Annotated in this window: 24 protein-coding genes; 10 read left to right on the top strand and 14 right to left on the bottom strand. The window is 54.5% G+C overall.

Annotation, left to right across the window (positions count from 1 at the left end; all coding sequences use genetic code 11):
• The first annotated feature begins 118 nt into the window (after nucleotides 1–118).
• Together ACIQW9_RS09210 and ACIQW9_RS09215 are read left to right on the top strand one after the other, a co-directional pair.
• Entirely contained in the window at nucleotides 119–700 is a 582-nt protein-coding gene (locus ACIQW9_RS09210; RefSeq protein ID WP_402335743.1) for an RNA pyrophosphohydrolase, read from the top strand.
• The gene (locus tag ACIQW9_RS09215; protein ID WP_402335745.1) at nucleotides 693–1,256 is read left to right on the top strand and encodes a CNP1-like family protein; all 564 of its coding nucleotides are present in this window, start codon (nucleotides 693–695) and stop codon (nucleotides 1,254–1,256) included. Before ACIQW9_RS09210 ends, ACIQW9_RS09215 begins: the two co-directional genes overlap by 8 nt.
• Nucleotides 1,257–1,342: 86 nt before the next feature.
• Here the strand turns inward: ACIQW9_RS09215 and proB are convergent, their stop codons facing one another.
• The 4 genes from proB to rplU form a co-directional block, all read right to left on the bottom strand.
• Nucleotides 1,343–2,461, bottom strand: a complete 1,119-nt coding sequence (gene proB / locus ACIQW9_RS09220) for a glutamate 5-kinase (protein WP_402335748.1) — start codon at nucleotides 2,459–2,461, stop codon at nucleotides 1,343–1,345.
• A gap of 74 nt (nucleotides 2,462–2,535) precedes the next feature.
• Entirely contained in the window at nucleotides 2,536–3,645 is a 1,110-nt protein-coding gene (cgtA, locus tag ACIQW9_RS09225) for an Obg family GTPase CgtA (RefSeq protein WP_402335751.1), read from the bottom strand.
• A gap of 91 nt (nucleotides 3,646–3,736) precedes the next feature.
• Nucleotides 3,737–3,994, bottom strand: coding sequence for a 50S ribosomal protein L27 (gene rpmA, locus ACIQW9_RS09230; RefSeq protein ID WP_011872159.1), 258 nt, complete (start codon nucleotides 3,992–3,994; stop codon nucleotides 3,737–3,739).
• Nucleotides 3,995–4,032: 38 nt separating this feature from the next.
• Nucleotides 4,033–4,344, bottom strand: coding sequence for a 50S ribosomal protein L21 (gene rplU / locus ACIQW9_RS09235; RefSeq protein WP_041322652.1), 312 nt, complete (start codon nucleotides 4,342–4,344; stop codon nucleotides 4,033–4,035).
• Nucleotides 4,345–4,630: 286 nt separating this feature from the next.
• Between rplU and ispB the strand changes: the two genes are divergently transcribed.
• From ispB to yacG, 7 genes are all read left to right on the top strand, one after another.
• Entirely contained in the window at nucleotides 4,631–5,560 is a 930-nt protein-coding gene (gene ispB / locus ACIQW9_RS09240; protein WP_402335755.1) for an octaprenyl diphosphate synthase, read from the top strand.
• 183 nt (nucleotides 5,561–5,743) lie between these two features.
• The gene (pilB, locus tag ACIQW9_RS09245) at nucleotides 5,744–7,474 is read left to right on the top strand and encodes a type IV-A pilus assembly ATPase PilB (protein WP_402335758.1); all 1,731 of its coding nucleotides are present in this window, start codon (nucleotides 5,744–5,746) and stop codon (nucleotides 7,472–7,474) included.
• A gap of 15 nt (nucleotides 7,475–7,489) precedes the next feature.
• Nucleotides 7,490–8,722 (top strand): type II secretion system F family protein, encoded by a 1,233-nt coding sequence (locus tag ACIQW9_RS09250; protein WP_011872163.1) that lies wholly within the window; start codon nucleotides 7,490–7,492, stop codon nucleotides 8,720–8,722.
• A gap of 2 nt (nucleotides 8,723–8,724) precedes the next feature.
• Nucleotides 8,725–9,585: a prepilin peptidase gene (locus ACIQW9_RS09255; protein WP_402337965.1), complete on the top strand. Its 861-nt coding sequence runs from the start codon at nucleotides 8,725–8,727 to the stop codon at nucleotides 9,583–9,585.
• 4 nt (nucleotides 9,586–9,589) lie between these two features.
• Nucleotides 9,590–10,222: a dephospho-CoA kinase gene (coaE, locus tag ACIQW9_RS09260; RefSeq protein WP_402335761.1), complete on the top strand. Its 633-nt coding sequence runs from the start codon at nucleotides 9,590–9,592 to the stop codon at nucleotides 10,220–10,222.
• A 172-nt stretch (nucleotides 10,223–10,394) separates the two neighbouring features.
• Nucleotides 10,395–11,150, top strand: coding sequence for a cell division protein ZapD (gene zapD / locus ACIQW9_RS09265; RefSeq protein WP_402335764.1), 756 nt, complete (start codon nucleotides 10,395–10,397; stop codon nucleotides 11,148–11,150).
• Between the two features lie 12 nt (nucleotides 11,151–11,162).
• Entirely contained in the window at nucleotides 11,163–11,363 is a 201-nt protein-coding gene (gene yacG, locus ACIQW9_RS09270; protein WP_402335767.1) for a DNA gyrase inhibitor YacG, read from the top strand.
• 11 nt (nucleotides 11,364–11,374) lie between these two features.
• On the opposite strand, the gene ACIQW9_RS09275 is transcribed toward yacG, so the two are convergent.
• The 5 genes from ACIQW9_RS09275 to ACIQW9_RS09295 all read right to left on the bottom strand — a co-directional run bounded on the left by ACIQW9_RS09275 (nucleotide 11,375) and on the right by ACIQW9_RS09295 (nucleotide 18,105).
• Nucleotides 11,375–11,785: an NUDIX domain-containing protein gene (locus ACIQW9_RS09275; RefSeq protein ID WP_402335768.1), complete on the bottom strand. Its 411-nt coding sequence runs from the start codon at nucleotides 11,783–11,785 to the stop codon at nucleotides 11,375–11,377.
• A 56-nt stretch (nucleotides 11,786–11,841) separates the two neighbouring features.
• Nucleotides 11,842–12,717 (bottom strand): ATP-binding protein, encoded by an 876-nt coding sequence (locus tag ACIQW9_RS09280; RefSeq protein ID WP_402335771.1) that lies wholly within the window; start codon nucleotides 12,715–12,717, stop codon nucleotides 11,842–11,844.
• Between the two features lie 37 nt (nucleotides 12,718–12,754).
• On the bottom strand, nucleotides 12,755–13,990 hold the full coding sequence (gene argJ / locus ACIQW9_RS09285) for a bifunctional glutamate N-acetyltransferase/amino-acid acetyltransferase ArgJ (protein WP_402335774.1): 1,236 nt from the start codon (nucleotides 13,988–13,990) through the stop codon (nucleotides 12,755–12,757).
• Nucleotides 13,991–14,135: 145 nt separating this feature from the next.
• The gene (gene secA, locus ACIQW9_RS09290; protein WP_402335777.1) at nucleotides 14,136–16,901 is read right to left on the bottom strand and encodes a preprotein translocase subunit SecA; all 2,766 of its coding nucleotides are present in this window, start codon (nucleotides 16,899–16,901) and stop codon (nucleotides 14,136–14,138) included.
• Between the two features lie 259 nt (nucleotides 16,902–17,160).
• Nucleotides 17,161–18,105: a M23 family metallopeptidase gene (locus tag ACIQW9_RS09295; RefSeq protein ID WP_402335778.1), complete on the bottom strand. Its 945-nt coding sequence runs from the start codon at nucleotides 18,103–18,105 to the stop codon at nucleotides 17,161–17,163.
• 48 nt (nucleotides 18,106–18,153) lie between these two features.
• Between ACIQW9_RS09295 and ACIQW9_RS09300 the strand changes: the two genes are divergently transcribed.
• On the top strand, nucleotides 18,154–18,654 hold the full coding sequence (locus ACIQW9_RS09300) for a DciA family protein (RefSeq protein WP_402335781.1): 501 nt from the start codon (nucleotides 18,154–18,156) through the stop codon (nucleotides 18,652–18,654).
• Between the two features lie 85 nt (nucleotides 18,655–18,739).
• On the opposite strand, the gene lpxC is transcribed toward ACIQW9_RS09300, so the two are convergent.
• From lpxC to ACIQW9_RS09325, 5 genes are all read right to left on the bottom strand, one after another.
• A complete protein-coding gene (lpxC, locus tag ACIQW9_RS09305; RefSeq protein WP_402335784.1) occupies nucleotides 18,740–19,675 on the bottom strand; it encodes a UDP-3-O-acyl-N-acetylglucosamine deacetylase in 936 nt (311 codons plus the stop codon).
• An 884-nt stretch (nucleotides 19,676–20,559) separates the two neighbouring features.
• Nucleotides 20,560–21,063, bottom strand: a complete 504-nt coding sequence (locus tag ACIQW9_RS09310; protein ID WP_402335786.1) for a peroxiredoxin — start codon at nucleotides 21,061–21,063, stop codon at nucleotides 20,560–20,562.
• A 186-nt stretch (nucleotides 21,064–21,249) separates the two neighbouring features.
• Nucleotides 21,250–22,434 (bottom strand): cell division protein FtsZ, encoded by a 1,185-nt coding sequence (gene ftsZ, locus ACIQW9_RS09315; RefSeq protein WP_402335789.1) that lies wholly within the window; start codon nucleotides 22,432–22,434, stop codon nucleotides 21,250–21,252.
• Nucleotides 22,435–22,566: 132 nt separating this feature from the next.
• On the bottom strand, nucleotides 22,567–23,799 hold the full coding sequence (gene ftsA, locus ACIQW9_RS09320; protein ID WP_353153086.1) for a cell division protein FtsA: 1,233 nt from the start codon (nucleotides 23,797–23,799) through the stop codon (nucleotides 22,567–22,569).
• Between the two features lie 10 nt (nucleotides 23,800–23,809).
• Entirely contained in the window at nucleotides 23,810–24,577 is a 768-nt protein-coding gene (locus ACIQW9_RS09325) for a cell division protein FtsQ/DivIB (protein ID WP_402335791.1), read from the bottom strand.
• Nucleotide 24,578: the final 1 nt, after the last annotated feature.

Consider the following 24,578-nt stretch of genomic DNA (forward strand, 5'->3'; position numbering starts at 1 on the left):
CACAATTGATTACCGTCTTCGTTGTTCGCACGTCATCGTGCGCGCGACGGTGTAAGGCTGTATAGAAGCCAATTCTCGATTGAGGGTACCGTTAGCCGCAGAAAGTTTGAGGTGCACTATGCTGGATCGTGAAGGCTTTCGCCCAAACGTCGGCATTATTTTGATCAACGCCCAAAATGAAGTGTGGTGGGGCAAGCGGGTGCGCGAGCACTCGTGGCAGTTCCCGCAGGGCGGTATCAAATTCGGCGAAACACCCGAACAGGCAATGTTTCGCGAGCTGGAAGAAGAAGTCGGCTTGCGGGCGGAGCATGTCAAAATCATCGGACGCACCCGCGACTGGTTGCGCTATGAAGTTCCGGATCATTTCATCAAGCGCGAAATTCGCGGTCATTACAAAGGCCAGAAACAGATCTGGTTTTTGCTGCGCATGGTCGGTCGCGATTGCGACGTCAATCTGCGCCTGACCGAACACCCGGAATTCGACGCATGGCGCTGGCACGATTACTGGGTGCCACTGGACGTCGTGATTGAATTCAAACGCGATGTCTATCAGCGTGCGCTGCAAGAGCTTTCCCGCTTCCTGTCGCGCCCTGCACATCCCGCGCCTATCCATAATACGGCGCGCTACCTGCGCCAAACGCATTCAGCGCGCAAAACCGACGAACCGTCTACTGAACAGTCCAAGCCTAACAATGAATAAGTCTTTCTTTCGCTCACGCAAACTGACACCAACGCTGTTCGGGTTGGTGCTTTTGGCAATGGCGCAGATGTCTATTGCCCAGCAGCTGGAATTTAACAAGAACGTCCCTGATGAGGAGGTCAAGCCATGGGAAGAAATCCAGACAGAGTTGCCTCCCGCCCCCAAGGATGAAAATCTGCTGCCTTTCTACGTCGGACCAACTGCGACCCAGACATTTTCACTGGACGCCAAATCACTGGCTATAGGTAAAGATGGCGTGATCCGCTACACGCTGGTCGCGGTCAGTCAGGGCGGCGCAAAAAACATCAGTTATGAAGGCATACGCTGCTCGTCGTTTGAAAAGAAAATCTATGCGTTTGGACGCGACGATGGCACGTGGGCGCGCTCACGCCGCGACCAGTGGGAAGGCATCGTACGCAGCAAAGTCAATCGCCAGCATGCCGCGCTGGCGCAGGATTATTTGTGCAGCAATCTGGTTATCATGGGAAATGAGAAGGACATACTGCAACGCATCAAGTCGGGTAAAACCCTGATCGACGACATGCTGCACGAATAGGCAGGAATCTATCTAGGGAAAACGACATCAGCCGACGGCAGGTGAAATCGGCTGGCATCTTGGTACTGCGGAACGCGGTGCCAGATTTACAACAACACCAGATTATCGCGGTGTATCAGTTCCGGCTCTTCAACAAAACCAAGAATAGATAAAATATCCGTCGACGGCTTGCGCATGATGCGGCGAGCCTCCGAACTGGTGTAGTTGGTAATGCCGCGTGCAATTGCCCGGCCTGCCTGATCAACACAGGTAATCACATCGCCGCGTCCGAAACTGCCGGACACCTCGATCACGCCGATAGGCAACAGCGATTTTCCCTCGGCCGTCAATTTCAGCACGGCTCCCTGATCGAGCACGATCCTGCCTGCCGTGTGCAAATGATCCGCCATCCATTGCTTGCGTGCCGTCAGTTGCGCAGTTTGCGCAGTTAATTGCGTACCTATCGCTTCGCCAGCCGCCAAGCGCGTCAATACCTGCTCTTCGCGTCCCCAGGCAATCACCGTATGTGCGCCAGACAATGCCGCCCGTTTGGCCGCCAGTATTTTTGTCAGCATTCCGCCGCGACCAAGACTACTGCCAGCTCCGCCTGCCATCGCTTCCAGCGCGACATCGCCGGCCTGTGCCTCATGAATGAAAGTGGCATGCGGGTCTTTGCGCGGATCGGCGCTGAACAGGCCACGCTGATCGGTCAGAATAATCAGCGCATCGGCTTCGATCAGATTGGCCACCAGCGCACCCAACGTATCGTTATCGCCGAACTTGATTTCGTCGGTGACGACGGTATCGTTTTCATTAATGATGGGCACTACGCCAAGTTGCAGCAATGTAAATAATGTCGAACGCGCATTCAGATAACGCTCACGATCCGCCAGATCAGCATGCGTCAGCAGAATTTGCGCAGTTTGTACCTGATGCTGACGAAAACTGGTTTCATAGATTTGCGCCAACCCCATCTGACCGACTGCAGCGCAAGCCTGCAACTCGTGGACGCCGGTCGGACGCTTGTCGAATCCGAGTCGCTGCATACCTTCGGCAATGGCACCGGAACTGACCAGCACCACTTCCTTGCCCAAGGCGCGTAATTGAACGATCTGCTCTGCCCATTTTTGAATCGCGGCAGTATCGAGTCCCTTGCCGTCATTGGTGACGAGCGAAGAGCCGACCTTGATGATGATACGTTTGGCTGATTGAATGGCAGAGTCCATGCTTTGTAATCCGGCATTGTTTTGGTTTTTGATGCCGGATTGCCGCTGCCGGCAATCCGTTTAACGCTATTGCGTCAGTCGATGATCTTGAAACGCGGATCGTCCGGATCGATGGAATCGATGCCACGTGCCGCTTCGACCATCTGCGGCGTTTCTTCCGAGCGCTGTTCTGCCTGACGTTGTACGGCAATGTAGTCATAAATCTCGGTGACCAGCTCGGAACAACCCTCGTGTGTCAATGCAGAGATTTCAAATACCGGGCCTTTCCAGCCGAAGCGTTTGATGAAATCCTTCACGCGTTTTTTGCGCTCTTCTTCCGGCACCATATCGAGCTTGTTCAAGACCAGCCAGCGCGGCTTGTCGAACAGCGATTCATCGTACTTCTTCAGTTCCTTGACGATCGCCTTGGCTTCCTTGACCGGATCGACATTATCGAACGGTGCCAGATCGACGATATGCAACAACAAACGTGTGCGTTGCAGATGGCGCAGGAATTGAATCCCCAGACCGGCACCGTCGGATGCCCCTTCGATCAGACCGGGAATATCGGCAATCACGAAACTCTTTTCGTGGCTGACGCGCACCACACCCAGATTCGGATGCAGCGTGGTAAACGGATAATCGGCTATCTTTGGACGTGCATTCGAGACGGCCGAAATAAAGGTGGATTTGCCAGCATTCGGCATCCCGAGCAAACCGATATCGGCGAGCACTTTCAGCTCCAGCCGCAGTTCGCGTCGTTCGCCTTCCTTGCCCTCAGACTTCTGGCGTGGTGCACGATTGGTAGACGATTTGAAATGAATATTGCCCCAGCCGCCTTCGCCGCCCTTGGCAATCAAGACTTCCTGGCCGTGTTCGGTCAGATCGGCAATCAGCTCGCCATCGTTGTTGTCGATGATCAGCGTGCCAACCGGCATGCGCAATTTGATATCGTCTGCACCCTTGCCGTAGCAATCCGCGCCGCGACCGTTTTCACCATCGCGCGCCTTGTGCATTTTGGAGTAGCGGAAATCGACCAGCGTGTTGATATTGCGATCGGCTACCGCGTAGATGCTGCCGCCCTTACCGCCATCGCCACCGTCCGGACCGCCAAAAGGTCTGAATTTTTCACGACAAAAGGAGGCGACGCCGTTGCCGCCGTCACCAGCAATGACTTCGATTTTTGCTTCGTCGATAAACTTCATAATTTTTTGTCGCCATAAACTAAAAAGGCTCTACCTACGGCAGAGCCTTTCGATTGAAGGCTTTCGCCTTACTTTGCGTGCCTAAGTAAACTTAAGCAGGTACTACGGTAACGTACTGACGTTGCAACGCGCCTTTGATCACAAAAGCAACTTTGCCGTCAGTCAGCGCGAACAAGGTATGATCCTTGCCCATGCCGACGTTTTCGCCTGGGTGCACTTTGGTACCGCGTTGGCGAATAATGATGCCGCCAGCGTTGATAACTTGACCACCGTAGACTTTAACGCCCAGTCGTTTTGACTCTGAGTCACGACCATTCCGCGTAGTGCCGCCGCCTTTTTTATGTGCCATTTCTGACTCCTTGTATCTGGTTAGTCCGAGTCAGCGGCTTAGCCGTTGATCGAAACGATCTGCAATTCGGTGTAATTTTGGCGATGGCCCTGGTGCTTCTGGTAGTGCTTACGGCGACGCATCTTGAAAATCTTCACTTTATCGTGACGACCGTGGGAGACAACCGTAGCAAGGACCGTAGCACCTTCAACCAGTGGAGCACCAAACTTAATGGTTTCTCCTGCGCCCAATGCGAGCACCTGATCAAGGGTGATTTCGGATCCAATGTCTGCCGGTATCTGTTCTACTTTAAATTTTTCACCAGCGACAACTTTATATTGTTTGCCACCGGTTTTTATGACCGCGTACATGTGAAACCTCATCAAATGATTTAAGGACTTTTCTCTCTTCGAATCGCCGGAACTTATCCAGACGGAATCGGGAAAACCTCCAATTATACATGGACTTACCGCCTCGGTCAAAAACTGTAAACAAGGGTATTTTGAGGAATAGCCTGTTCCTTGACCGCAACAGGGGGCCGCGCCCTGCACTTGTCGTCGTATAATTCCGCTCATTCATGCTCATTCATCAGGCTTACCCTTGGCTTCTTCTACAACTTCTGCCCAAAACCTGCTTATACAACCAATCGCTGCGGATATGAGTGCTGTCGATGCGGTGATTCGCCAAAAACTCCATTCGGAAGTTGCACTGGTTAATCAAATCGCCGATTACATCATCAGCGCCGGCGGCAAACGCATCCGGCCTGTGCTGGTATTGCTGATGGCAAACGCGCTCGGCTATCGCGGCACCCATCAGTACGATCTGGCTGCCGTGGTCGAATTCATTCATACGGCGACCTTGCTGCATGACGATGTGGTGGATGAATCCGAGCTGCGACGTGGCCGCAAGACTGCCAATGCCTTGTTCGGCAATGCAGCATCGGTACTGGTGGGCGACTTTTTGCACTCGCGCGCATTTCAGATGATGGTCACCGTCGGCAATATTCGCGCCATGCAAATTCTGGCCGATGCGACCAATGTGATTGCCGAAGGCGAAGTCTTGCAGTTGCTGAATATGCACGATCCGGATATTTCGGAAGAGCGCTACACGCAGGTCATACGCTCCAAGACCGCCAAATTATTTGAGGCTGCCGCTCAACTCGGTGCCCTGATCGCCGGTGCTTCGGAAGATGAAATCGAAGCTGCCGCCGAATACGGCCGCTCGCTCGGCACCGCCTTCCAGTTAATTGACGATGTACTGGATTATTCCGGTCACGCGGAAGATATCGGCAAGAATGTAGGTGACGATTTGCGCGAAGGCAAGGCGACCTTGCCATTGATCTATCTGATGGAACACGGCAGCACCGAGCAACGCGAACTGGTGCGCAGCTGTATTGAAAACGGCGATGAAGAACATTTCGATGCGGTCTTGCTGGCCGTTACGACATCCGGCGCGCTGGACTACACCAAGCGCAAAGCCGAAGAAGCGGCAGCGCGCGCCGCCGCATCGATAGCCGGATTGCCTGAGAGCCAGTTCAAGGACGCCCTGCTCAAGCTGAGCTCTTTTGCCGTACACCGCAATCACTAAAAGACCAGGCGCCATTTGTTGCGCCCAGTCTCCTGTTGATCACGGCACAGGCAATTCGGCGCAAGCGTTGCATTTTCCTCTGTGAAAAGGTAACAGGCACTCGGATATGTTTACAAAACAGATGCTTATAGGCATTATCTAACGCATCTTCGATGTTCAAATTGACATTTCCGGCGTAACTACATGGCTGCAGTTCTCCCTACTTCGGCGTCAAATAATACGATGTCCGGCCTTGCGCGCGCCCTCCTGCAGGCAGGACAGATAACGCCGCAACAGGCAGACACGGTTGCCAAGCAGGCAGCCAATGAAAAAATCCCGTTCATCGATATTTTGCTGAAAAGCGACATCATGAACGGTGCCCGGCTAGCGGCATTTTGCTCGCAGACCTTTGGCTATCCACTGCTTGATCTGGCGGCATTCAACAGCAGCAACCTCTCCGACAACAAGATCATCGACCTGAAGCTGATGCAAAGCCAGCGTGTCATCGCACTGGCCAAGCGCGGCAACAAGGTATTGATTGCGATTTCCGACCCGACCAATTCCCAGGCTCTGGACCAGATCAAATTTCAGACCCAGTTGACGGTCGAACCTATCATCGTCGACCACGCTACCTTGCTCAAGCTGATCGAGAAGCTGGGCCATAGCGCCGAACAGGACTTGAATGAGCTGATAGGCGACGATCTTGAAAATATCGATTTCGCCGAAGAAGATCTGGCGGCACCCGCCGATGGCGCGACCGCCGATATCGACGACGCACCTGTCGTCAAATTTCTGCAAAAAATTCTGGTCGATGCAATCAATCTCGGGGCATCCGATCTTCACTTCGAACCTTTCGAAAAGTTTTACCGTATCCGCTTCCGCGTCGATGGCGTGCTGCGCGACATTGCGCAACCGCCGCTGGCGATCAAGGAAAAGCTGGCCTCGCGCATCAAGGTCATTTCCAAACTCGATATTTCAGAAAAACGCGTGCCGCAGGATGGCCGCATGAAGCTGGTGATGTCGAAAACCCGTTCCATCGATTTTCGTGTCAGCACCTTGCCTACGCTATTCGGCGAGAAAATCGTCATGCGTATTCTGGACGGCTCGCAGGCGCAGATGGGGATTGAAGCGCTGGGCTACGACCCGGACCAGAAGGAAACGCTGCTCAATGCCATCCAGCGTCCATACGGCATGGTTCTGGTCACCGGCCCTACCGGTTCCGGCAAAACCGTTTCGCTGTATACCTGCCTCAACATTCTGAACAAACCCGGCATCAATATCTCAACCGCAGAAGATCCGGCCGAGATCAATTTGCCGGGTGTCAATCAAGTCAACGTCAATGACAGAGCGGGCTTGACCTTCCCGGTCGCCCTGAAAGCATTTCTGCGGCAGGATCCCGACATCATCATGGTCGGCGAGATTCGTGATTTGGAAACGGCAGACATCGCCATCAAGGCCGCGCAAACCGGCCACATGGTGTTCTCTACCCTGCATACCAACGATGCTCCGGCAACGCTAACCCGCTTGATGAACATGGGTGTGGCGCCCTTCAACATTGCATCGTCCGTGATCCTGATTACCGCACAGCGACTGGTCCGGCGCTTATGTACATGTAAGCAAACCACCGTCATTCCGGATGAAGCCTTGCTGGAAGCCGGCTTTGCCGAAGACGATCTGGACGGCACTTGGTTGCCTTATAAGCCGGTCGGTTGCGAGCGTTGCAGCGGCAGCGGCTACAAGGGGCGACTGGGCGTTTATCAGATCATGCCGATCAGCGAAGAAATCGAGCACATCATTCTGAATCACGGCACCTCACTGGAAATCGAGGCGCAGGCCAAAAAAGACGGGGTTCGCTCATTGCGCGAATCGGGCCTGGTAAAAGTAAAGCAGGGATTGACCAGCCTGGAAGAAATTTTGGGTTGTACCAACGAATAATAAAGAGGTCTAGGGATGGCAACTTCAGCACGCAAAGTCGGAAGCGCAACGCTCGCCAAGGAAGCCGTTTTTGCCTGGGAAGGCAAGGACAAATCGGGCAAAATCGTGCGCGGCGAATTGCGTGCCGGCGGCGAATCCGTGGTCAATGCAACATTGCGCCGGCAAGGCGTGCTGGTGACCAAGGTCAAAAAGAAAACCTATCGCAGCGGCAAGAAAGTATCCGAAAAAGACATCACGCTCTTTACGCGTCAGTTGGCCACGATGATGAAAGCCGGCGTGCCGCTGCTGCAATCCTTCGATATCGTCGCCAAGGGCAATGACAATCCCTCGGTATCCAAACTGATCCAGGATATTCGTGCCGACGTGGAAACCGGCACCAGCCTGAACCAGGCATTCCGCAAATTCCCGCTTTACTTCGACCCGCTATTCTGCAACCTGGTCGGCGCCGGCGAACAGGCCGGCATACTGGAAGATTTGCTGACGCGGCTGGCGATTTACAAGGAAAAAACGCTCGCCATCAAGGCCAAGATCAAGTCCGCATTGTTTTACCCTATCGCCATTCTGGCCGTCGCATTTATCGTCACGGCCGTCATCATGATCTGGGTAGTACCGGCGTTCAAGGAAGTATTCAAGAGCTTCGGCGCCGATTTGCCGGCGCCGACCTTGATGGTGATGGCAATTTCCGATTTCTTCGTTGCCTACTGGTATCTGATCTTCGGTTTGCTGTTTGCCGGCCTGTACCTGTTCTTCCAATCCTGGAAGCGCTCATTGAAAATGCAGCGCACCATGGATAGATTGCTGCTGAAAGTACCTGTCTTCGGCCCGGTGATACGCAAAGCCACGATTGCCCGCTGGACCCGTACGCTGGCCACCATGTTCGCGGCCGGTGTGCCGCTGGTGGAATCGCTGGATTCAGTCGGCGGCGCTGCCGGCAATGCCGTTTATCTGGATGCCACGAAGAAAATCCAGAACGAAGTCAGTACCGGTACCAGTCTCACGGTGGCAATGCAGAATTCGGATGTCTTCCCGAACATGGTCACGCAGATGGTGTCCATCGGCGAAGAGTCAGGTTCGCTCGACAATATGCTGGGCAAGGTTGCCGATTTTTACGAAGATGAGGTCGATGAGGCCGTGGCTTCGCTGTCCAGCCTGATGGAGCCCTTGATCATGGTCATTCTCGGCGTGCTGATCGGCGGCCTGGTGATTGCGATGTACCTGCCAATTTTCAAACTGGGTTCTGTGGTCTGATGATGGATTTACTTTGGTCTGCGCCTGCGGGTAGCGTATTGCCCGCAATCGTTGCTGGCGTGTTCGGTTTGCTGATAGGCAGTTTTCTCAATGTAGTGATTCATCGCATCCCGAAAATGATGCAGCGCGAATCGGATAACTACGTCGCACATGAAAGCGGCAAACCCTTGCCGCACGAAGAACGCTACGATCTGTTGATGCCGCGCTCTGCATGTCCGCAATGCGGGCATCAGATCACCGCCGTCGAAAACATTCCGGTCTTCAGTTACGCTTTCCTGCGCGGCAAATGCATCGCATGCAAAACGCATATTTCCATGCGTTATCCGGTTGTTGAATTGCTGACCGGCTTGCTGTCGGCATTCCTGATCTGGCATTTCGGCAGCGGCGCACTCGGTCTGGCGACACTGGTATTTGCCTATCTGCTGATTGCGATGACCTTTATCGATGCCGATACGCAACTGCTGCCCGACGATCTCACTTTGTCCTTGCTGTGGCTGGGTTTGCTGGTCAATCTGAACGCTACCTTCGTCCCGTTGGAAGAAGCCGTCATCGGTGCCGCAGCCGGCTACCTGAGTTTGTGGTTGATTTACTGGCTGTTCAAACTGGCAACCGGCAAGGAAGGCATGGGCTATGGCGATTTCAAATTGCTGGCGGCGCTGGGCGCATGGCTGGGCTGGAAAATGCTGCCTGTCATCATCTTATTGTCATCGCTAGTGGGCGCCGTGGTCGGCATTGCCTTGATCATGTTGGCCAAGCGCGGACGCGATATTCCGATTCCGTTCGGCCCCTATCTCGCCGCTGCCGGCCTGCTGACTTTGCTGTACGGCAAACCGCTGGCGCAAACGTATCTGGGCTTCTACTGAGCCCATGAATGTTTCCGTTCGCAAGAACCGATTTTCCGTTGGCTTGACAGGCGGCATAGGCAGCGGCAAAAGCACGGCTGCAGATTTGTTCGCAATGCTGGGCGCCAGCGTGATCGATACCGATGTGATCGCACATCAGCTGACCGCTGCAAATGGCGCTGCCATCGCAGCGATCAAGAGCGCATTCGGCGCTGCATTCGTCACCGAATCAGGCGCCATGGATCGCAGCAGAATGCGTGAGGCGGTGTTTGCGGACCCAACAACAAAAGAGCGTCTTGAAGCCATTATTCATCCGCTGATACGCGCGGCATCCGAACATGCTGCAGCGCAGGCAAGCGGCTCTTATGTCTTGTTCGTCGTCCCTCTGCTGGTCGAAACGGGGTACTGGAAACAGCGCGTTTCGCGGGTGCTGCTCATCGACTGTCCGGAAGACATTCAAATCCGCCGCGTCATGCAGCGCAATACGCTGACCGAACAGCAAGTGCGCGTCATCATGGCGACACAGGTGCCGCGCGCAGACAGATTGGCCGCCGCCGATGACGTCATCGTCAACGATAGCGATACGGCCGCGCTGCTACCGCAAGTGCAGCGCCTGCATCAGCAGTATCTAGCACTGGCGCTGGCTGGCGAATCTTAGCGAAACTGAACGTCCTATCCGCCACGAAGTTCCGCTGGAAGAACAAGAACGGAAGTCTGATACAAGCAGATACAAAACAAAATCGACCGCGCATTTGTATTTTGGCCCCGCTTCGTTCAGAATCACACAATTAGCTCGACCCGCCCGGCTTTAACTTTTAAGGGATGCCACTTTGATTGTCTACGAATACCCTTTCAACGAGCGTATTCGCACGTTGTTGCGGTTGGAAGACCTGTACGAGAAATTCGCTTTCTTTGTCGGTCACGACCACCCGCAACATCATCACGTCGCCCTGTCCACCATTTTCGAGATGCTGGAAGTAGCCGGTCGCGCCGATCTCAAATCAGATCTGCTGCAAGAACTGGAACGCCAAAAGCAAACCCTGCTCGGCTTCAAGTCCAATCCCAATGTCGAAGCAGAGATGCTGGACGCGATCCTGTTCGACATCGAACGCATCAGTACGGCACTCGTCGCCTCGCAAGGCAAGACCGGCCAGCACATTCGTGAAAACGAATGGCTGATGAGCATACGCGGCCGCACCATCATACCCGGCGGCGCCTGCGAGTTCGATCTACCCTCCTATTACGCGTGGCAACATGATTCCGCCGAACAGCGTCTGGCCGATATACATAAATGGTTTACTCCGCTGGCAGCTTTATTTGACGCCATTGCCATGGTGCTGCGCCTGTTGCGCGAATCCGGCCGTCCGGTGAAAATGATTGCGCAAGCCGGCAGTTATCAGCAGATGTTGCAAGGCAAGACTTACCAGATGCTGCGTTTGAACATAGATGAAAACCTGGGGGCGATTCCTGAAATTTCCGCCAACAAGTATATGCTGTGGGTACGTTTCACGTCACAGGATGGCGATATGAAACCAAAAGCGTTTGAAGGCGATGTGCCCTTTGAACTGAGTTTGTGCAGTTTTTGATTAGATGGTTTTATGGTTACGATAGTCGATTGCCCTACCTGCGGCACCAAGGTTGAATGGTCGGAAACAAGCAAGTTCCGGCCCTTCTGTTCCAACCGTTGCAAACAGATAGATCTCGGCGCATGGGCGGAGGAAAAATACGTAATCCCGGTGGCAAATCCGCTGGAAGATTTCGATGAAGACGCGCCGCCACCGCCACAACCCCTGCCTTAAAAAACCATGCGTCAGCCCGGATAACGCAGCTTGTCCAGCCATTCAATCAAGGGGATAGTGGCCGGCAACAAGGGTTCAACACCGACACACCCCTGCCACGCAAAAGCCTGATTTTCCAGACTTTGCGGCTCACCGCGCCAGTTGCGGCTGATATAAAAATGCAGTCGTACATGCGCATGCGGATACACATGCTCGACGCCGCACCACGGTTCTGCGGAAATGACTTCCACTCCCAGCTCTTCGACAAATTCGCGCTTCAAGGCATCGATGATCGCCTCGTCCGTCTCCACCTTGCCACCCGGAAATTCCCAGTAGCCGGCATAAGGCTTGCCGTCCGGACGCTGTCCGAGCAGAACGTCGCCATTCGGTTTCATCAGGATACCGACTGCAACATCAATGGGTAGTGCTTTGTTTTCAGACATGCAGCAGACTTGGAAGAAGTGAATAAAACAAAATCAATGGCAACGTAGCGACAGCTTCATTTTTGCGCTTTGCCCGCGTGATCCTTGGCAAATTGCCACGCCACCCGGCCGGAACGTGAACCCCGCTGCAAGGCCCACTGCAGCGCCTCGGTCCTGGCCGCTTCGATTTGCTGCGCATTGCAGCCGAAGTGTGTGAGCCAGTGCGCGACGATATCCAGATAATCGTCCTGCCGGAATGGATAGAAGGTCACCCATAAGCCGAAGCGTTCGGACAGTGAGATTTTTTCTTCTACCGTTTCACCGGGATGGAGGTCGCCGTTGTCATCCGTTTTGTAGCTGGCATTATCGGACATGCGCTCAGGTAGCAAATGGCGGCGATTCGAGGTGGCATAGATCAGCACATTGTCCGATTGCGCGGAAATGCTGCCGTCCAGCGCGACCTTCAATGCCTTGTAGCCGCCCTCACCCTCTTCAAACGACAGATCGTCGCAGAAAATAATGAAGCGTTCAGGCCGGGCCGCCACCATATCCACAATATCCGCCAGATCACCCAGATCGTCCTTGTCGACTTCAATCAGGCGCAAACCCTGATCCGCATACTGATTCAGGCATGCCTTGATCAGCGACGATTTACCAGTACCACGTGCGCCGGTCAGCAATACATTATTTGCCGGCAAACCTTCGACGAACTGCCTGGTGTTCTGTTCTATCTGCTGCTTTTGCGTGCCGATATTGTGCAGATCACTCAATGCGATCGGCGAAATATGCGCCACCGGCTGCAGGTATCCGCGGCCATCCTTGCCGCTGGATTTACGCCAGCGGAATGCGATGCCGACATCCCAGTTCGGCACCGCATGCGCCGGCGGCAATATGGATTCAAGACGGCCCAGCAAGGCTTCGGCACGCGTGAGGAATTGTTCGAGTTGAGTCATGAGCGTCGCTCTTAATATTGAAGCAGATTGCCCGTATTCAGGAACGGTAATCGGCGTTGATCGTCACGTATTCATGCGATAGATCGCACGTCCAGATCGTTGCATCGGCGCTGCCGCGCGCGAGTTTGACGCGCACCGTGATTTCACTTTGCTGCATCACGCGCTGACCGTCTGCTTCCTTGTAATCCGGATTGCGCCCGCCATTTTTGGCGACCCACACATCATCCAGATAGAGATTCAGCTTCGTCACATCGAGGTCGTCAACACCGGCATAACCGATCGCCGCCAGAATACGACCGAGATTCGGATCGGAGGCAAAGAAAGCCGTTTTCACCAAAGGAGAATGGGCAATCGAATACGCAATCTTGCGGCACTCTTCTACATCCCTGCCACCTTCCACCGTCACGGTAATGAATTTGGTCGCGCCTTCACCATCACGCACAATCATCTGCGCCAGTTCCTGCGACAGACCCAGCACCGCATCATACAAGGCGGCATATTCTGGTGTATCGATCGCTGTCACTTCCACAGCAGCGGTACCGGTCGCGATCACGATGAAGGAATCGTTGGTTGAGGTATCTCCATCGATAGTGATGCAGTTAAACGAGCGGTCCGCCACCTGCTTGACCAGATGATCCAGCACCGGCTGCGCCACCTTCGCATCAGTCGCCATGAAACCCAGCATGGTTGCCATGTTCGGCTTGATCATGCCGGCCCCCTTGCTGATACCCGTCAGAGTAATCGTCTGGCCATTGATTGCGACCTGACGCGAAGCGGCTTTCGGCTGCGTATCGGTCGTCATGATCGACAAGGCAGCGTTATACCAGTTATCGGACTGTAAATTGGATATCGCTTGCGGCAAACCGGCCACCAGACGATCCAGCGGCAAGGGCTCCAGAATCACGCCGGTGGAAAACGGCAGGATTTGCGCGGCATCGCAAGCCAGTAGCTCGGCCAGCGCTGCGCATGTTGCATTGGCGGCCGCCAAACCTGCTTCGCCGGTGCCGGCGTTGGCATTGCCGGTATTGATCACCAATGCGCGTATAGGCGCATCCATCTTCCGCGCAGCCAGATGTTCCTTGCAGACCTGCACCGGCGCTGCGCAAAAGCGGTTCTGCGTGAACACGCCCGTTACCGTTGCAGTCGGCGCCAGCCGCATCACCAGTACATCCTTGCGGTCTGCCTTGCGTATGCCGGCTTCGGCATGGCCGAGTTCGATGCCGGCAACTGCGGTCAGTTTTTCAGGAACGGGAAGAGGGAGATTGACGGCCATGGCAATTCTTCTATGTGAGGTTGAAAACAAGATGCATATTGTAAACGTATCGCGCGCAATGCGATCCGCCAAAGCAAAAGGGCGGGGGATAAACCACCCCGCCCTTCATTTTTCAACAGCTACGATGCAACAGTTACGATCCGACTCAGGCCAGACGGCCGTGACACTGCTTGTATTTTTTACCGCTGCCGCAAGGACATGGGTCGTTACGGCCAACCTTAGGCATGGTATTCACCTGCGGTTGCGAACCTGCTTCTTTTGCCTGCGCAGTCGGTGCCAGCAATTCTTCCGGCGCTGCATCTGGATCAAAATCGGCATGCTGGTAATGCACGTTTTCCACATGCGCCTGCGCCAGCTGCTCCTCTGCTGCATCGATTTCTTCGCGCGATTGAATGCGCACCGTCATCACCGTCTTGACCACTGCATCCTTGATCAGATTCAACATCTGGCCAAACAGCTCAAACGCTTCGCGCTTGTATTCCTGCTTCGGATTCTTTTGCGCATAACCACGCAAATGGATACCCTGCCGCAAATGGTCCAGTGCAGCCAGATGTTCACGCCAGTTTGCATCGACTGACTGCAACATCACACCGCGCTCGAAACCTGCAAACGATTCCCTGCCGACGATGGCGACTTTTTCTTCATATGCGGCATCGGTTACCTGCAGCAAACGCTCGAGCATTTCTTCGTCCGTGATGTTCGGCTCGGCTTGCAGTACGGCAGCCAGCGAAAAATCAACTTGCCATTCGTTGCGGATCAGCTCATCCAGCGTCTTCAAATCCCACTGTTCTTCCATCGACTGTTCAGGCACATACGTGCGGAACAGATCAGTAAAGACGCCCTGGCGCAATGAAGTAATCAGCTCGGATACATCCTGCGTCTCAAGCAACTCATTACGCTGCTGATAAATCACTTTGCGCTGATCGTTGGCGACGTCATCGTATTCGAGCAATTGCTTACGAATATCGAAGTTGCGCGCTTCCACCTTGCGTTGCGCCGATTCGATCGAACGCGACACGATGCCGGCTTCAATCGGTTCACCTTCCGGCATTTTCAAGCGATCCATGATGGCGCGCACGCGGTCGCCGGCAAAAATGCGCAGCAAGGCGTCGTCCAGCGACAGATAGAAACGCGAAGAGCCCGGATCGCCCTGACGACCGGCACGACCACGCAACTGGTTATCGACGCGACGCGATTCGTGGCGTTCGGTGCCGATGATGTGCAAGCCGCCGGCAGCAACGACCTGGTCGTGCAGCGATTGCCATTCATCGCTCAGTTTTTGCGCCTGCGCAGTTTTTTCGGCTTCACTCAAAGCATCATTGGCTTCGATGATCTGCACCTGCTTGGCGACGTTACCACCCAACACGATATCGGTACCGCGACCGGCCATATTGGTCGCGATCGTGATCGCTTTCGGACGACCGGCTTGCGCAATGATTTCCGCTTCGCGCGCATGCTGCTTGGCGTTCAGCACGTTGTGCGGCAGATTCGCCTTGCTCAGAATGCCGGATAACAGTTCGGAATTTTCAATCGAGGTGGTGCCGACCAGAACCGGCTGTCCGCGCTCGTAGCAATCCTGAATATCCTTCAGCATTGCGCCGTATTTTTCTTCCGACGATTTATAGACCTGATCCTGACGGTCTTTACGCTGGTTCGGGCGATTCTGCGGAATCACGACGGTTTCGAGGCCGTAGATTTCCTGGAATTCGTAGGCTTCGGTATCTGCCGTACCGGTCATGCCGGCCAGCTTGCTGTACATGCGGAAGTAATTCTGGAACGTGATCGACGCCAGGGTCTGATTTTCGTTTTGAATCCGCACACCTTCCTTGGCTTCCACCGCTTGGTGCAAACCGTCGGACCAGCGGCGACCTGTCATCAGGCGGCCGGTAAATTCATCGACGATCACGACTTCATCGTTCTGCACCACGTAATGCTGATCCTTGTGATACAGCGTGTGCGCGCGCAATGCCGCATACAAATGATGGATCAGAGTGATGTTGGCGGCGTCGTACAGCGATGCGCCTTCCGGCAGCAAACCCATGCGCGTCAGGATCTGCTCGGCTTTTTCATGTCCTGCTTCGGTCAGCAGCACCTGATGGGCTTTCTCATCCTTGGTGTAATCACCCGGCACTTCTACCGTACCTTTGCCGTCCGGCGTTTCTTCGCCGATCTGCAGGGTCAGCAAAGGCGGCACTGCATTGATCTTGTGATACAGCTCGGTATGGTTTTCTGCCTGACCCGAGATGATCAGCGGTGTACGCGCTTCATCGATCAGAATCGAATCGACTTCATCGACGACGGCAAAATGCAGGTCGCGCTGCACGCGATCGGTCGTATCGTAGACCATGTTGTCGCGCAGATAATCGAAACCGAATTCGTTATTCGTGCCGTATGTAATATCAGAGTTGTAGGCAATCTGCTTGGCATCATGATCGATCTGCGACATGTTGACGCCGGTCGACAGTCCGAGCCAGCCATACAGCGTGCCCATCCATTCAGCATCGCGTTGTGCCAGATAATCATTGACGGTAACGACGTGGACACCCTTGCCGGTCAGGGCATTCAGATAGGTCGGCAGCGTCGCCATCAGGGTTTTACCTTCACCCGTGCCCATCTCTGCAATTTTCCCGTAATGCAGCGTCATGCCTCCTATCAGCTGCACATCGAAGTGACGCATCTTCAAGACGCGCTTGCTGGCCTCGCGGCAAACGGCAAACGCTTCCGGCAGGATGCTGTCGATATCCTCACCCTTGGCAAGACGCTCCTTGAATTCGGGCGTCTTGGCCTGCAAGGCAGCATCCGATAGCTGTTCCATCGCCGGCTCGAGGGCATTGATTTCACGAACGGTCTTTTGATATTGCTTGAGTAAGCGCTGATTGCGGCTACCGAAAATCTGAGTCAGTAATGACATGCTTGGATTCTAAAAAAGGCGCCTTGAAACAACCGGACACAGCAAGCGGACTCGCTTGGACTGCATCAAATTGGGCTGGGCTAAATTGTGGATTTTATCATGTGCTTTCGGGCATATTGGGCTTATCAGTCCGGAAACAATAGCTACTTGGTGAAAGCGATGCCGATCTGACGCGTTCCATGCGGATTTATTGACACTCGTCCATCAGCAACACAAGCGCTTTGCATGCAGGATACCCTCAAATGCCTGACTATCGTCATCACTTGGCCGCAAGTCTGGCCTGATTGGCACCTGCCAGCAGAAACTTGTGCGGATCCTGCGCTACGCCTTTGATGCGCACCTCGAAGTGCAGATGCGGCCCGGTCGAGCGCCCGGTAGTGCCGATATCGGCAATATGCTGGCCGCGCCGCACGATATCGCCGACCTGCATCAACAGTCGTGAAGTATGCGCATAACGGGTAATCATATCGTTGCCGTGATCGATTTCCATCATGTTGCCGTATTGCGGATGAAATTCAGCCACGGTCACGACACCGCCTGCAGCAGCACGAATCGGCGTTCCAATAGGTGCGGCAAAATCGATGCCTTCATGCATGGCGCTGCGCCCGGAAAAGGGATCGAGGCGCCGGCCGAAAGTCGAGGCGTTATAGCTGACGTTGACTGGCTGGCTGGTCGGCAGCAACTTGGATTTGATCTTGTCAGTCATCAGCGTTGATTCAATGACATTCATGTAATCGGCACGCTGCTCGACATCATGCGCCATCGCATCAAGCAGCGCCTTGAATTCGGACACGGTCAGATCACGACTGCTCGTGCTGTCCATAGGCTCCATGCCGCCGCGTCCCGGCATTTCACGGAAATTAAATTCGCTCGGCTTGACACCAGCCAGGCCCTGTACGCGCTCGCCGAGCGCATCCAGACGCATCAACTGCGCCTGCATCTCACCGACACGGCGCGCCATCAGGGCCAGATTTTCTTTGAGGAATTTTTCTTTTTGTACTTCGTCGCCTTGCGCGCCGCTTGCGAACATTTCACGCAATGGCGACGGCATATACGCTGCATTGCTGGATACCAGATAGAACAGCAAAGACGTCATCAGCAAAATCGCCGCCACAAGGCCGGCAACGCCCAGCATCAGATGCCGATGCGTCAGAGTGACGGATTTGGCATGGGTAAAACGTGGGTGCAACAAAATAATCTGCATCGCGACTCCCTGACCTCGCCGGTCGGCAGCGAGGTGTGATAAGGTTTCATGACGATGCGCGCACCCTCATTTACCCCTTTCAAGCAAAACACTCCTTCGCGAAAAAATGCGAAGGGTGCTGCGGAATTTTTACGCTCCCACGACAAGATGGCGGCGCTCATGCCGTCCATCACGCGGATGGCCACACTGCAAAAAGATTGTGCAGCAGCACTGCCGGCCATGTTTGTTCATTGCGCTGTATTGCAATTTGAAGCAGACCAGCTGGTTCTATCCGTACCGAACGCGGCACTGGCTGCGAGACTGAAGCAGCAATGTCCAAAACTGCAAGACGAATTGCTGCAGCGGGGTTGGCAGATTAATTCAATCCGTCTTAAAGTGCAAGTAAGCAAAATACTTGTAAAATCAACAGCTTCCGCTCCTTTGGTGCTGCCGACACAAGCCATTTCGGCATTTTCCGAACTCAATGCGGCCCTGGAAGACTCACCGCGCAACCAGGCTTTGAAGAATGCACTTGCATCGATGATGCAACATCATCGCAGCGCAAAATAAAGTCAGAAGCACATTCAACAGCGACGATAGAACAATAGCGGTACCGTGTGCGGTGTGACGTTACTGTCTTGCAGACAACAAGCCGTCAGTTCAGCACCCACTCCTGCCCGGCTTGGCGCGCATAGTCTTTAGGTGCCGCTTCGATCCGGTCAAAGGTGACGATTTCATAAGCCTCAGGCTGCTCCAGCAAGGCACGCACCAGCAGGTTGTTCAGCATGTGGCCGGATTTGTGCGCGTTGTAGCTGGCAATCAATGGGTAGCCGACCAGATACAGATCACCGATCGCATCCAGTATCTTGTGCCGCACGAACTCATTGTCGTAACGCAGACCATCGGTATTGAGAATCCGATATTCATCCATCACGATCGCGTTTTCCAGCGAACCGCCGCGGATCAGACCCATGCCGCGCAGGGTTTCCATATCCTGCATGAAACCGAAGGTGCGCGCGCGCGCCACATCTTTTACATACGATTCAAAGCTGAAATCGATTTCCGCAGTCTGGCCGGTGGCATCGACGGCAGGATGATTGAACTCGATGAAAAATTTGAGCTTGAAGCCTTCATACGGTTCCAGCCGCGCCCAGATTTCGCGGTCGCCGCTGCCATGGCGCACTTCCACTGTTTTCTTGATGCGGATGAATTTTTTGGCGGCTTCCTGTTCCTGCAAACCGGCTTGCTGCAACAGGAACACGAAGGACGACGCCGAGCCATCCATGATGGGAACCTCTTCCGCCGTCAGATCGACGTACAGATTATCGATGCCCAGGCCGGCACAGGCCGACATCAGGTGTTCGACCGTCGATACCTTGGCATCGCCCTGCTGCAAAGTGGAAGCCATGCGGGTATCGCCGACCAGCAGCGCTTGCGCGGGCAGTTCCACCACCGGATCGAGATCGATGCGATAGAACACGATGCCGGTATCGACAGGGGCTGGGCGCAGCGTCAATTCCACCTTGGTGCCGGAATGCAGACCGACGCCGACGGACTTGACTGATTGTTTGATGGTGCGTTGTTTTAACATCTGAGGATTATAGCAATCACTAGGGGAATTCGCGTGGCTATGGTGGAGGGCTTGTGTTGAAAACAACAGACGATTTGCTTGTGCCACTCGAGCGTGGTGTTCTACTTAATAGGTGTTTTCTTCGAGGAGGCTCAGTTGCCGGGAGTGGCCCGGCGGCCACCTTCTTTCTTTGCTTCGCCAAAGAAAGAAGGCAAAGAAAGGCGACCGCACAGCCGCTGGCCCTACGGGCTCCCCAGTGCTGCACCGCCAAAAATGGGAAGTGAACGAAACTCGCTGCGCTCAGACAACGTTCACTTCTTGATCCATTTTCGGCATCGCATCACTGGCAGCGTCACAGCGGGGCGACATGCTTCCTCGCCTGCGGCATCGGGCGCGGGATGCAAGGATGCTGAATCGTTAACCAGTATTTTGGGCTTACACCCATTACATCCTGCTTAATTTCAAGTCATTACCATCACTGTTCGGGTTCGGCAATGCCGCAGGCGAGCCGGACCTGCCCCTCCGCTGTGACGCTGCCGTTTGTGCCGTGCAGAAAATGGAAAGAGAAATGGGCGTTGTCTGAGGTGGGACAGGGGTTTCGCGGAGCACTGCTCCGTGCCTGCTGAACGGTAGCCGCTTGCAAGCGGCGGGGCGCCCTGCAAGGGCAGCGAGTTTCGCCCGTTTCCCATTTTTTGCGCGGCATAAACGGGAACCCGGAGGGCAGCGGCTGTGCGGTCGCCTTCTTTTGCTTACTTTTCTTGGCGAAGCAAGAAAAGTGAGTAGCCGCCGGGCTACCCCCGGCAACTGAGCCTCATCGAAGAAACAACTTTATTACCAAGGCACGCACCAAACAAAAAATGCCGCCCGATCTCTCAATCGGACGGCATTTCCTGAAACAGAAAAACTTAGATCTGTTCCAGCAGTTTTTCCGCTGTCGACACTTCCAGATGACCGCTGTCTTCCACATTCAATTGCTTAACAACGCCATCTTCCACCAGCATCGAGTAACGTTGCGAACGTACACCCAGGCCGCCTTTGGTCAGATCGAATTCCAGACCCAGTGCCTTGGTGAATGCGCCGCTGCCGTCAGCGATGAAACGTACTTTACCGGCTGCTTTTTGGTCACGACCCCATGCGCCCATGACGAATGCATCATTAACCGAGATGCACCAGATTTCATCAACGCCTTTAGCTTTGAACTGGTCCGCTGCCTTGATGTAGCCAGGCGCGTGTGTTTCGGAGCAGGTTGGCGTGAATGCGCCTGGAACTGCGAAAATTGCGATTTTTTTACCTTTGGTTGCTTCGTGCACCATCACTTTGCTTGGGCCAACGGAACAAGCTTCGCTTGCTACGTCAACGTACTCTGCGAGCCGCGCTTCTGGCAGCTGATCACCAATTTTGATTGTCATTGCGAATTCCTTTGATTAATTTTAACGGCAGTGCCGATTAGAAAACGCCGCGCACGGGGCGCGGCGTAGAAACCGAAGTATGCCTTGTTCTGCCTGTTTTTGCAGGCAGTTTGACAACTTGCATCAAACCACCTGCCTGCAACAGGAAAAACGCGGCAGAAATCAGCAGGAGATCAGTCGGGCTGCTTAGTCAGCCTGTTTGCGCAGGAAGGCTGGAATGTCATAAGTTTCCATGCCGTTCTTTTCCAGTGCGCGCACGGTGTCCGACGCCGATTCACGCCGCCATACTGCCGGCGCCTTCAAACCGTCGAACGAGGCTGCTGGCTGGGCGCTTCCGTGCAGCATCCCGGTGTTGGCCATCATCGGTTCATTATGCGTGCCGGTGCGCAACATCGGCGTTTGCACCAGTTGCACGCCTTTACGCGCACGACCCAGACCGGTCGCAACAACTGTCACGCGGATATCGTCGCCCATTTCATCGTCGTACGCGATACCTTGCGCAATCGATGCATCGGGTGCAGCGAAAGCACGCACGGTTGCCATGACTTCCTTGATTTCCTTGCCTTTGAGGCTACGGCTGGCGGTCACGTTGACCAACACGCCGCGCGCACCGGACAGATCGATACCGTCAAGCAATGGAGAAGCAACTGCCTGCTCCGCTGCGATACGCGCGCGATCGACGCCATGCGCCGTTGCCGTACCCATCATTGCCTTGCCTTGTTCGCCCATGATGGTTTTGACGTCATTGAAATCGACGTTGATATGGCCAGGCACATTGATGATCTCGGCAATACCGGCCACCGCGTTGTTCAGCACGTCATCGGCGTGTTGCAGCCATTCGATCATGCTGTCGTCTTCATAGATCTCTTCCAGTTTTTCATTCAGGATGATGATCAGCGAATCGACATGCTGGCTCAGCGCTTCCAGACCTTCGTCGGCGATGTCCATGCATTTCTGGCCTTCGTATGAAAACGGCTTGGAAACCACTGCCACCGTCAGCGCGCCCTGCTCACGCGCGATTTGCGCAATGATAGGTGCCGCGCCGGTGCCGGTGCCGCCGCCCATGCCGGCTGCGATGAAGACCATATGCGCGCCGCGCAATGCATCTTCGATACGCGGACGGGTTTCTTCCGCCAGCTGACGACCGACTGCAGGCTTCATACCGGCGCCCAAACCGGTCTCACCGATTTGAATCACGTTATGCGCCTTCGACAATTGCAGCGCTTGCGCATCGGTATTGGCGACGATGAATTCCACGCCGGATACGCCTCTATTGATCATGTGTTGCACCGCGTTGCCACCCGCACCGCCGACGCCAACCACCTTGATCACGGTTCCTTGTGCCACATTTTCGAGCATATCGATTTCCATGATATTTCCTTAAAGAAGTTGCAGTTTCCAGTTGCTAATCCTCACGCGGTGTGACGACTAGCAACTGCTAACTGCGGGTTAATACAAAATTAAAATTTAAAAAAACAAATAACTGAACTTAAAAACAAAAACTTAAAAATTACCCAGGAACCATTCCTTCATGCGACGGAAAATAGCGGTCGCCGATCCATCCTGACGCGTGACGATATGTCCGCGCAAATACTGCTTCTTCGCTTCCAGTAACAAACCCAACACCGTTGCATAACGCGGACTACGTACTACATCTGCCAGTTGACCGTTGTATTCGGGCGTACCCAAACGCGCAGGTTTCAGGAAAATATCTTCTGCCAGCTCCACCATGCCCGGCATCATCGAAGTGCCGCCGGTCAGCACGATGCCGGACGACAGTACTTCTTCGTAACCGGATTCGCGCACCACCTGATGCACCAGCGAAAACAGTTCTTCGATGCGCGGTTCGATGACGGCCGCCAGCGCCTGACGCGACAAGGCGCGCGTGCCGCGATCACCCAGACCAGGCACTTCCAGCGTTTCGCCCGGATCGGCCAGCACCTGCTTGGCCATGCCGTAACGCAGCTTGATTTCTTCTGCTTCCGCCGTCGGCGTGCGCACTGCCATTGCAATGTCATTGGTGATCTGGTCGCCGGCAATCGGAATCACCGCGGTATGACGAATCGCACCTTCGGTGAAAATCGCCACATCTGTCGTGCCGCCACCGATATCGATCAGCACCACGCCCAGTTCTTTTTCATCCGGCGTCAACACCGCTTCGGCCGATGCCATCGGCTGCAAAATCAGATCGGATACTTCCAGTCCGCAACGACGTATGCATTTGACGATGTTCTGCACTGCAGAAACCGCGCCGGTGACGATGTGCACCTTGACTTCGAGTCGGATGCCGCTCATGCCGATTGGTTCACGCACATCTTCCTGATTGTCGACGATGAATTCCTGCGGCACCGTGTGCAGCAATTGCTGATCGGTCGGGATGTTGACCGCCTTCGCCGTTTCAATCACGCGTGCAACATCGGTCGCCGTGACTTCCTTGTCCTTGATCGCTACCATGCCGCTGGAATTGAAGCTGCGTATGTGATTGCCGGCAATGCCGGTAAACACATTGCGTATCTTGCAGTCCGCCATCAATTCGGCTTCTTCCAGCGCACGCTGTATCGATTCGACTGTCGCCTCGATATTGACGACCACGCCTTTCTTCAAACCGCGCGATTCGTGCTGGCCCAGACCGATCACCTCGTGGCGTCCATTCGGCATCACCTCTGCCACCACGGCCACTACTTTTGAAGTGCCGATGTCGAGGCCAACGATCAGGTTTTTTGCGTCTTTTGTCATGTTTTTCCGCTTACTTTTTTTTACTCTCAGATCCGACTTTCAGTCCTTGCGCCTGCAAGGCCAAACCGTTCGGATAACGCATATCGATACTTTCAATTCTGTCCTGCAAGCGTGCAAGCAATTGCGGATAAATTCCCACCAAGCGCTCCACACGTTCCTTCAAGGTCGTACTGCTTTTTTCCCTGCCCAACTCCACCGTCACGCCATTGCTCAACTTCACCGTCCACGCATAGCGTCCGGACAGATGCAGCGATTCCGCCGTGACATCAATCGGCGCAAACCAGGCATTCAAATCGTTCAGCCTGGCGACTACTTCCTTCTCGCTGCCCAGCGGGCCGTTGAATGCCAGCAGCTCCGCATCCTCTTCCGCTTCGGCCAGATTGGCGGTAAATACATCGCCTTTCGTCGACAGCAGCCGTCCATCTTCGCCCCAGGTACCAAGCGGCGTGTGCTCTTCCAGCGTCACTGTCAAACGGTTCGGCCATTCGCGACGCACGGTCGCCTTGCGCACCCACGGTACGGCTTCAAACGCCTGCCGTACCGACTCCAGATTCGCAGTGAAAAAATTTCCCTTGATGCGCGACAAAGCCGTACTGCGCACCGTGAGCGGATTAATGTGGCGCAATTGCGCCTGTTCCGCGCCCTCGATGCGGATAACCTTCAACGTAAAATACGGTCTTTGCGCGACCCACCACAGGCAGGCGGAAATCAATGCGAGCGCAACCAGCCCGAACAGGGCATTGGCGGTTGCATTCAGCATTTTGATGTCTTGCCACATA

Origin of the sequence: Herminiimonas sp. NPDC097707 (assembly GCF_044761395.1) — a bacterium.
Lineage (GTDB): Bacteria > Pseudomonadota > Gammaproteobacteria > Burkholderiales > Burkholderiaceae_D > Oxalicibacterium.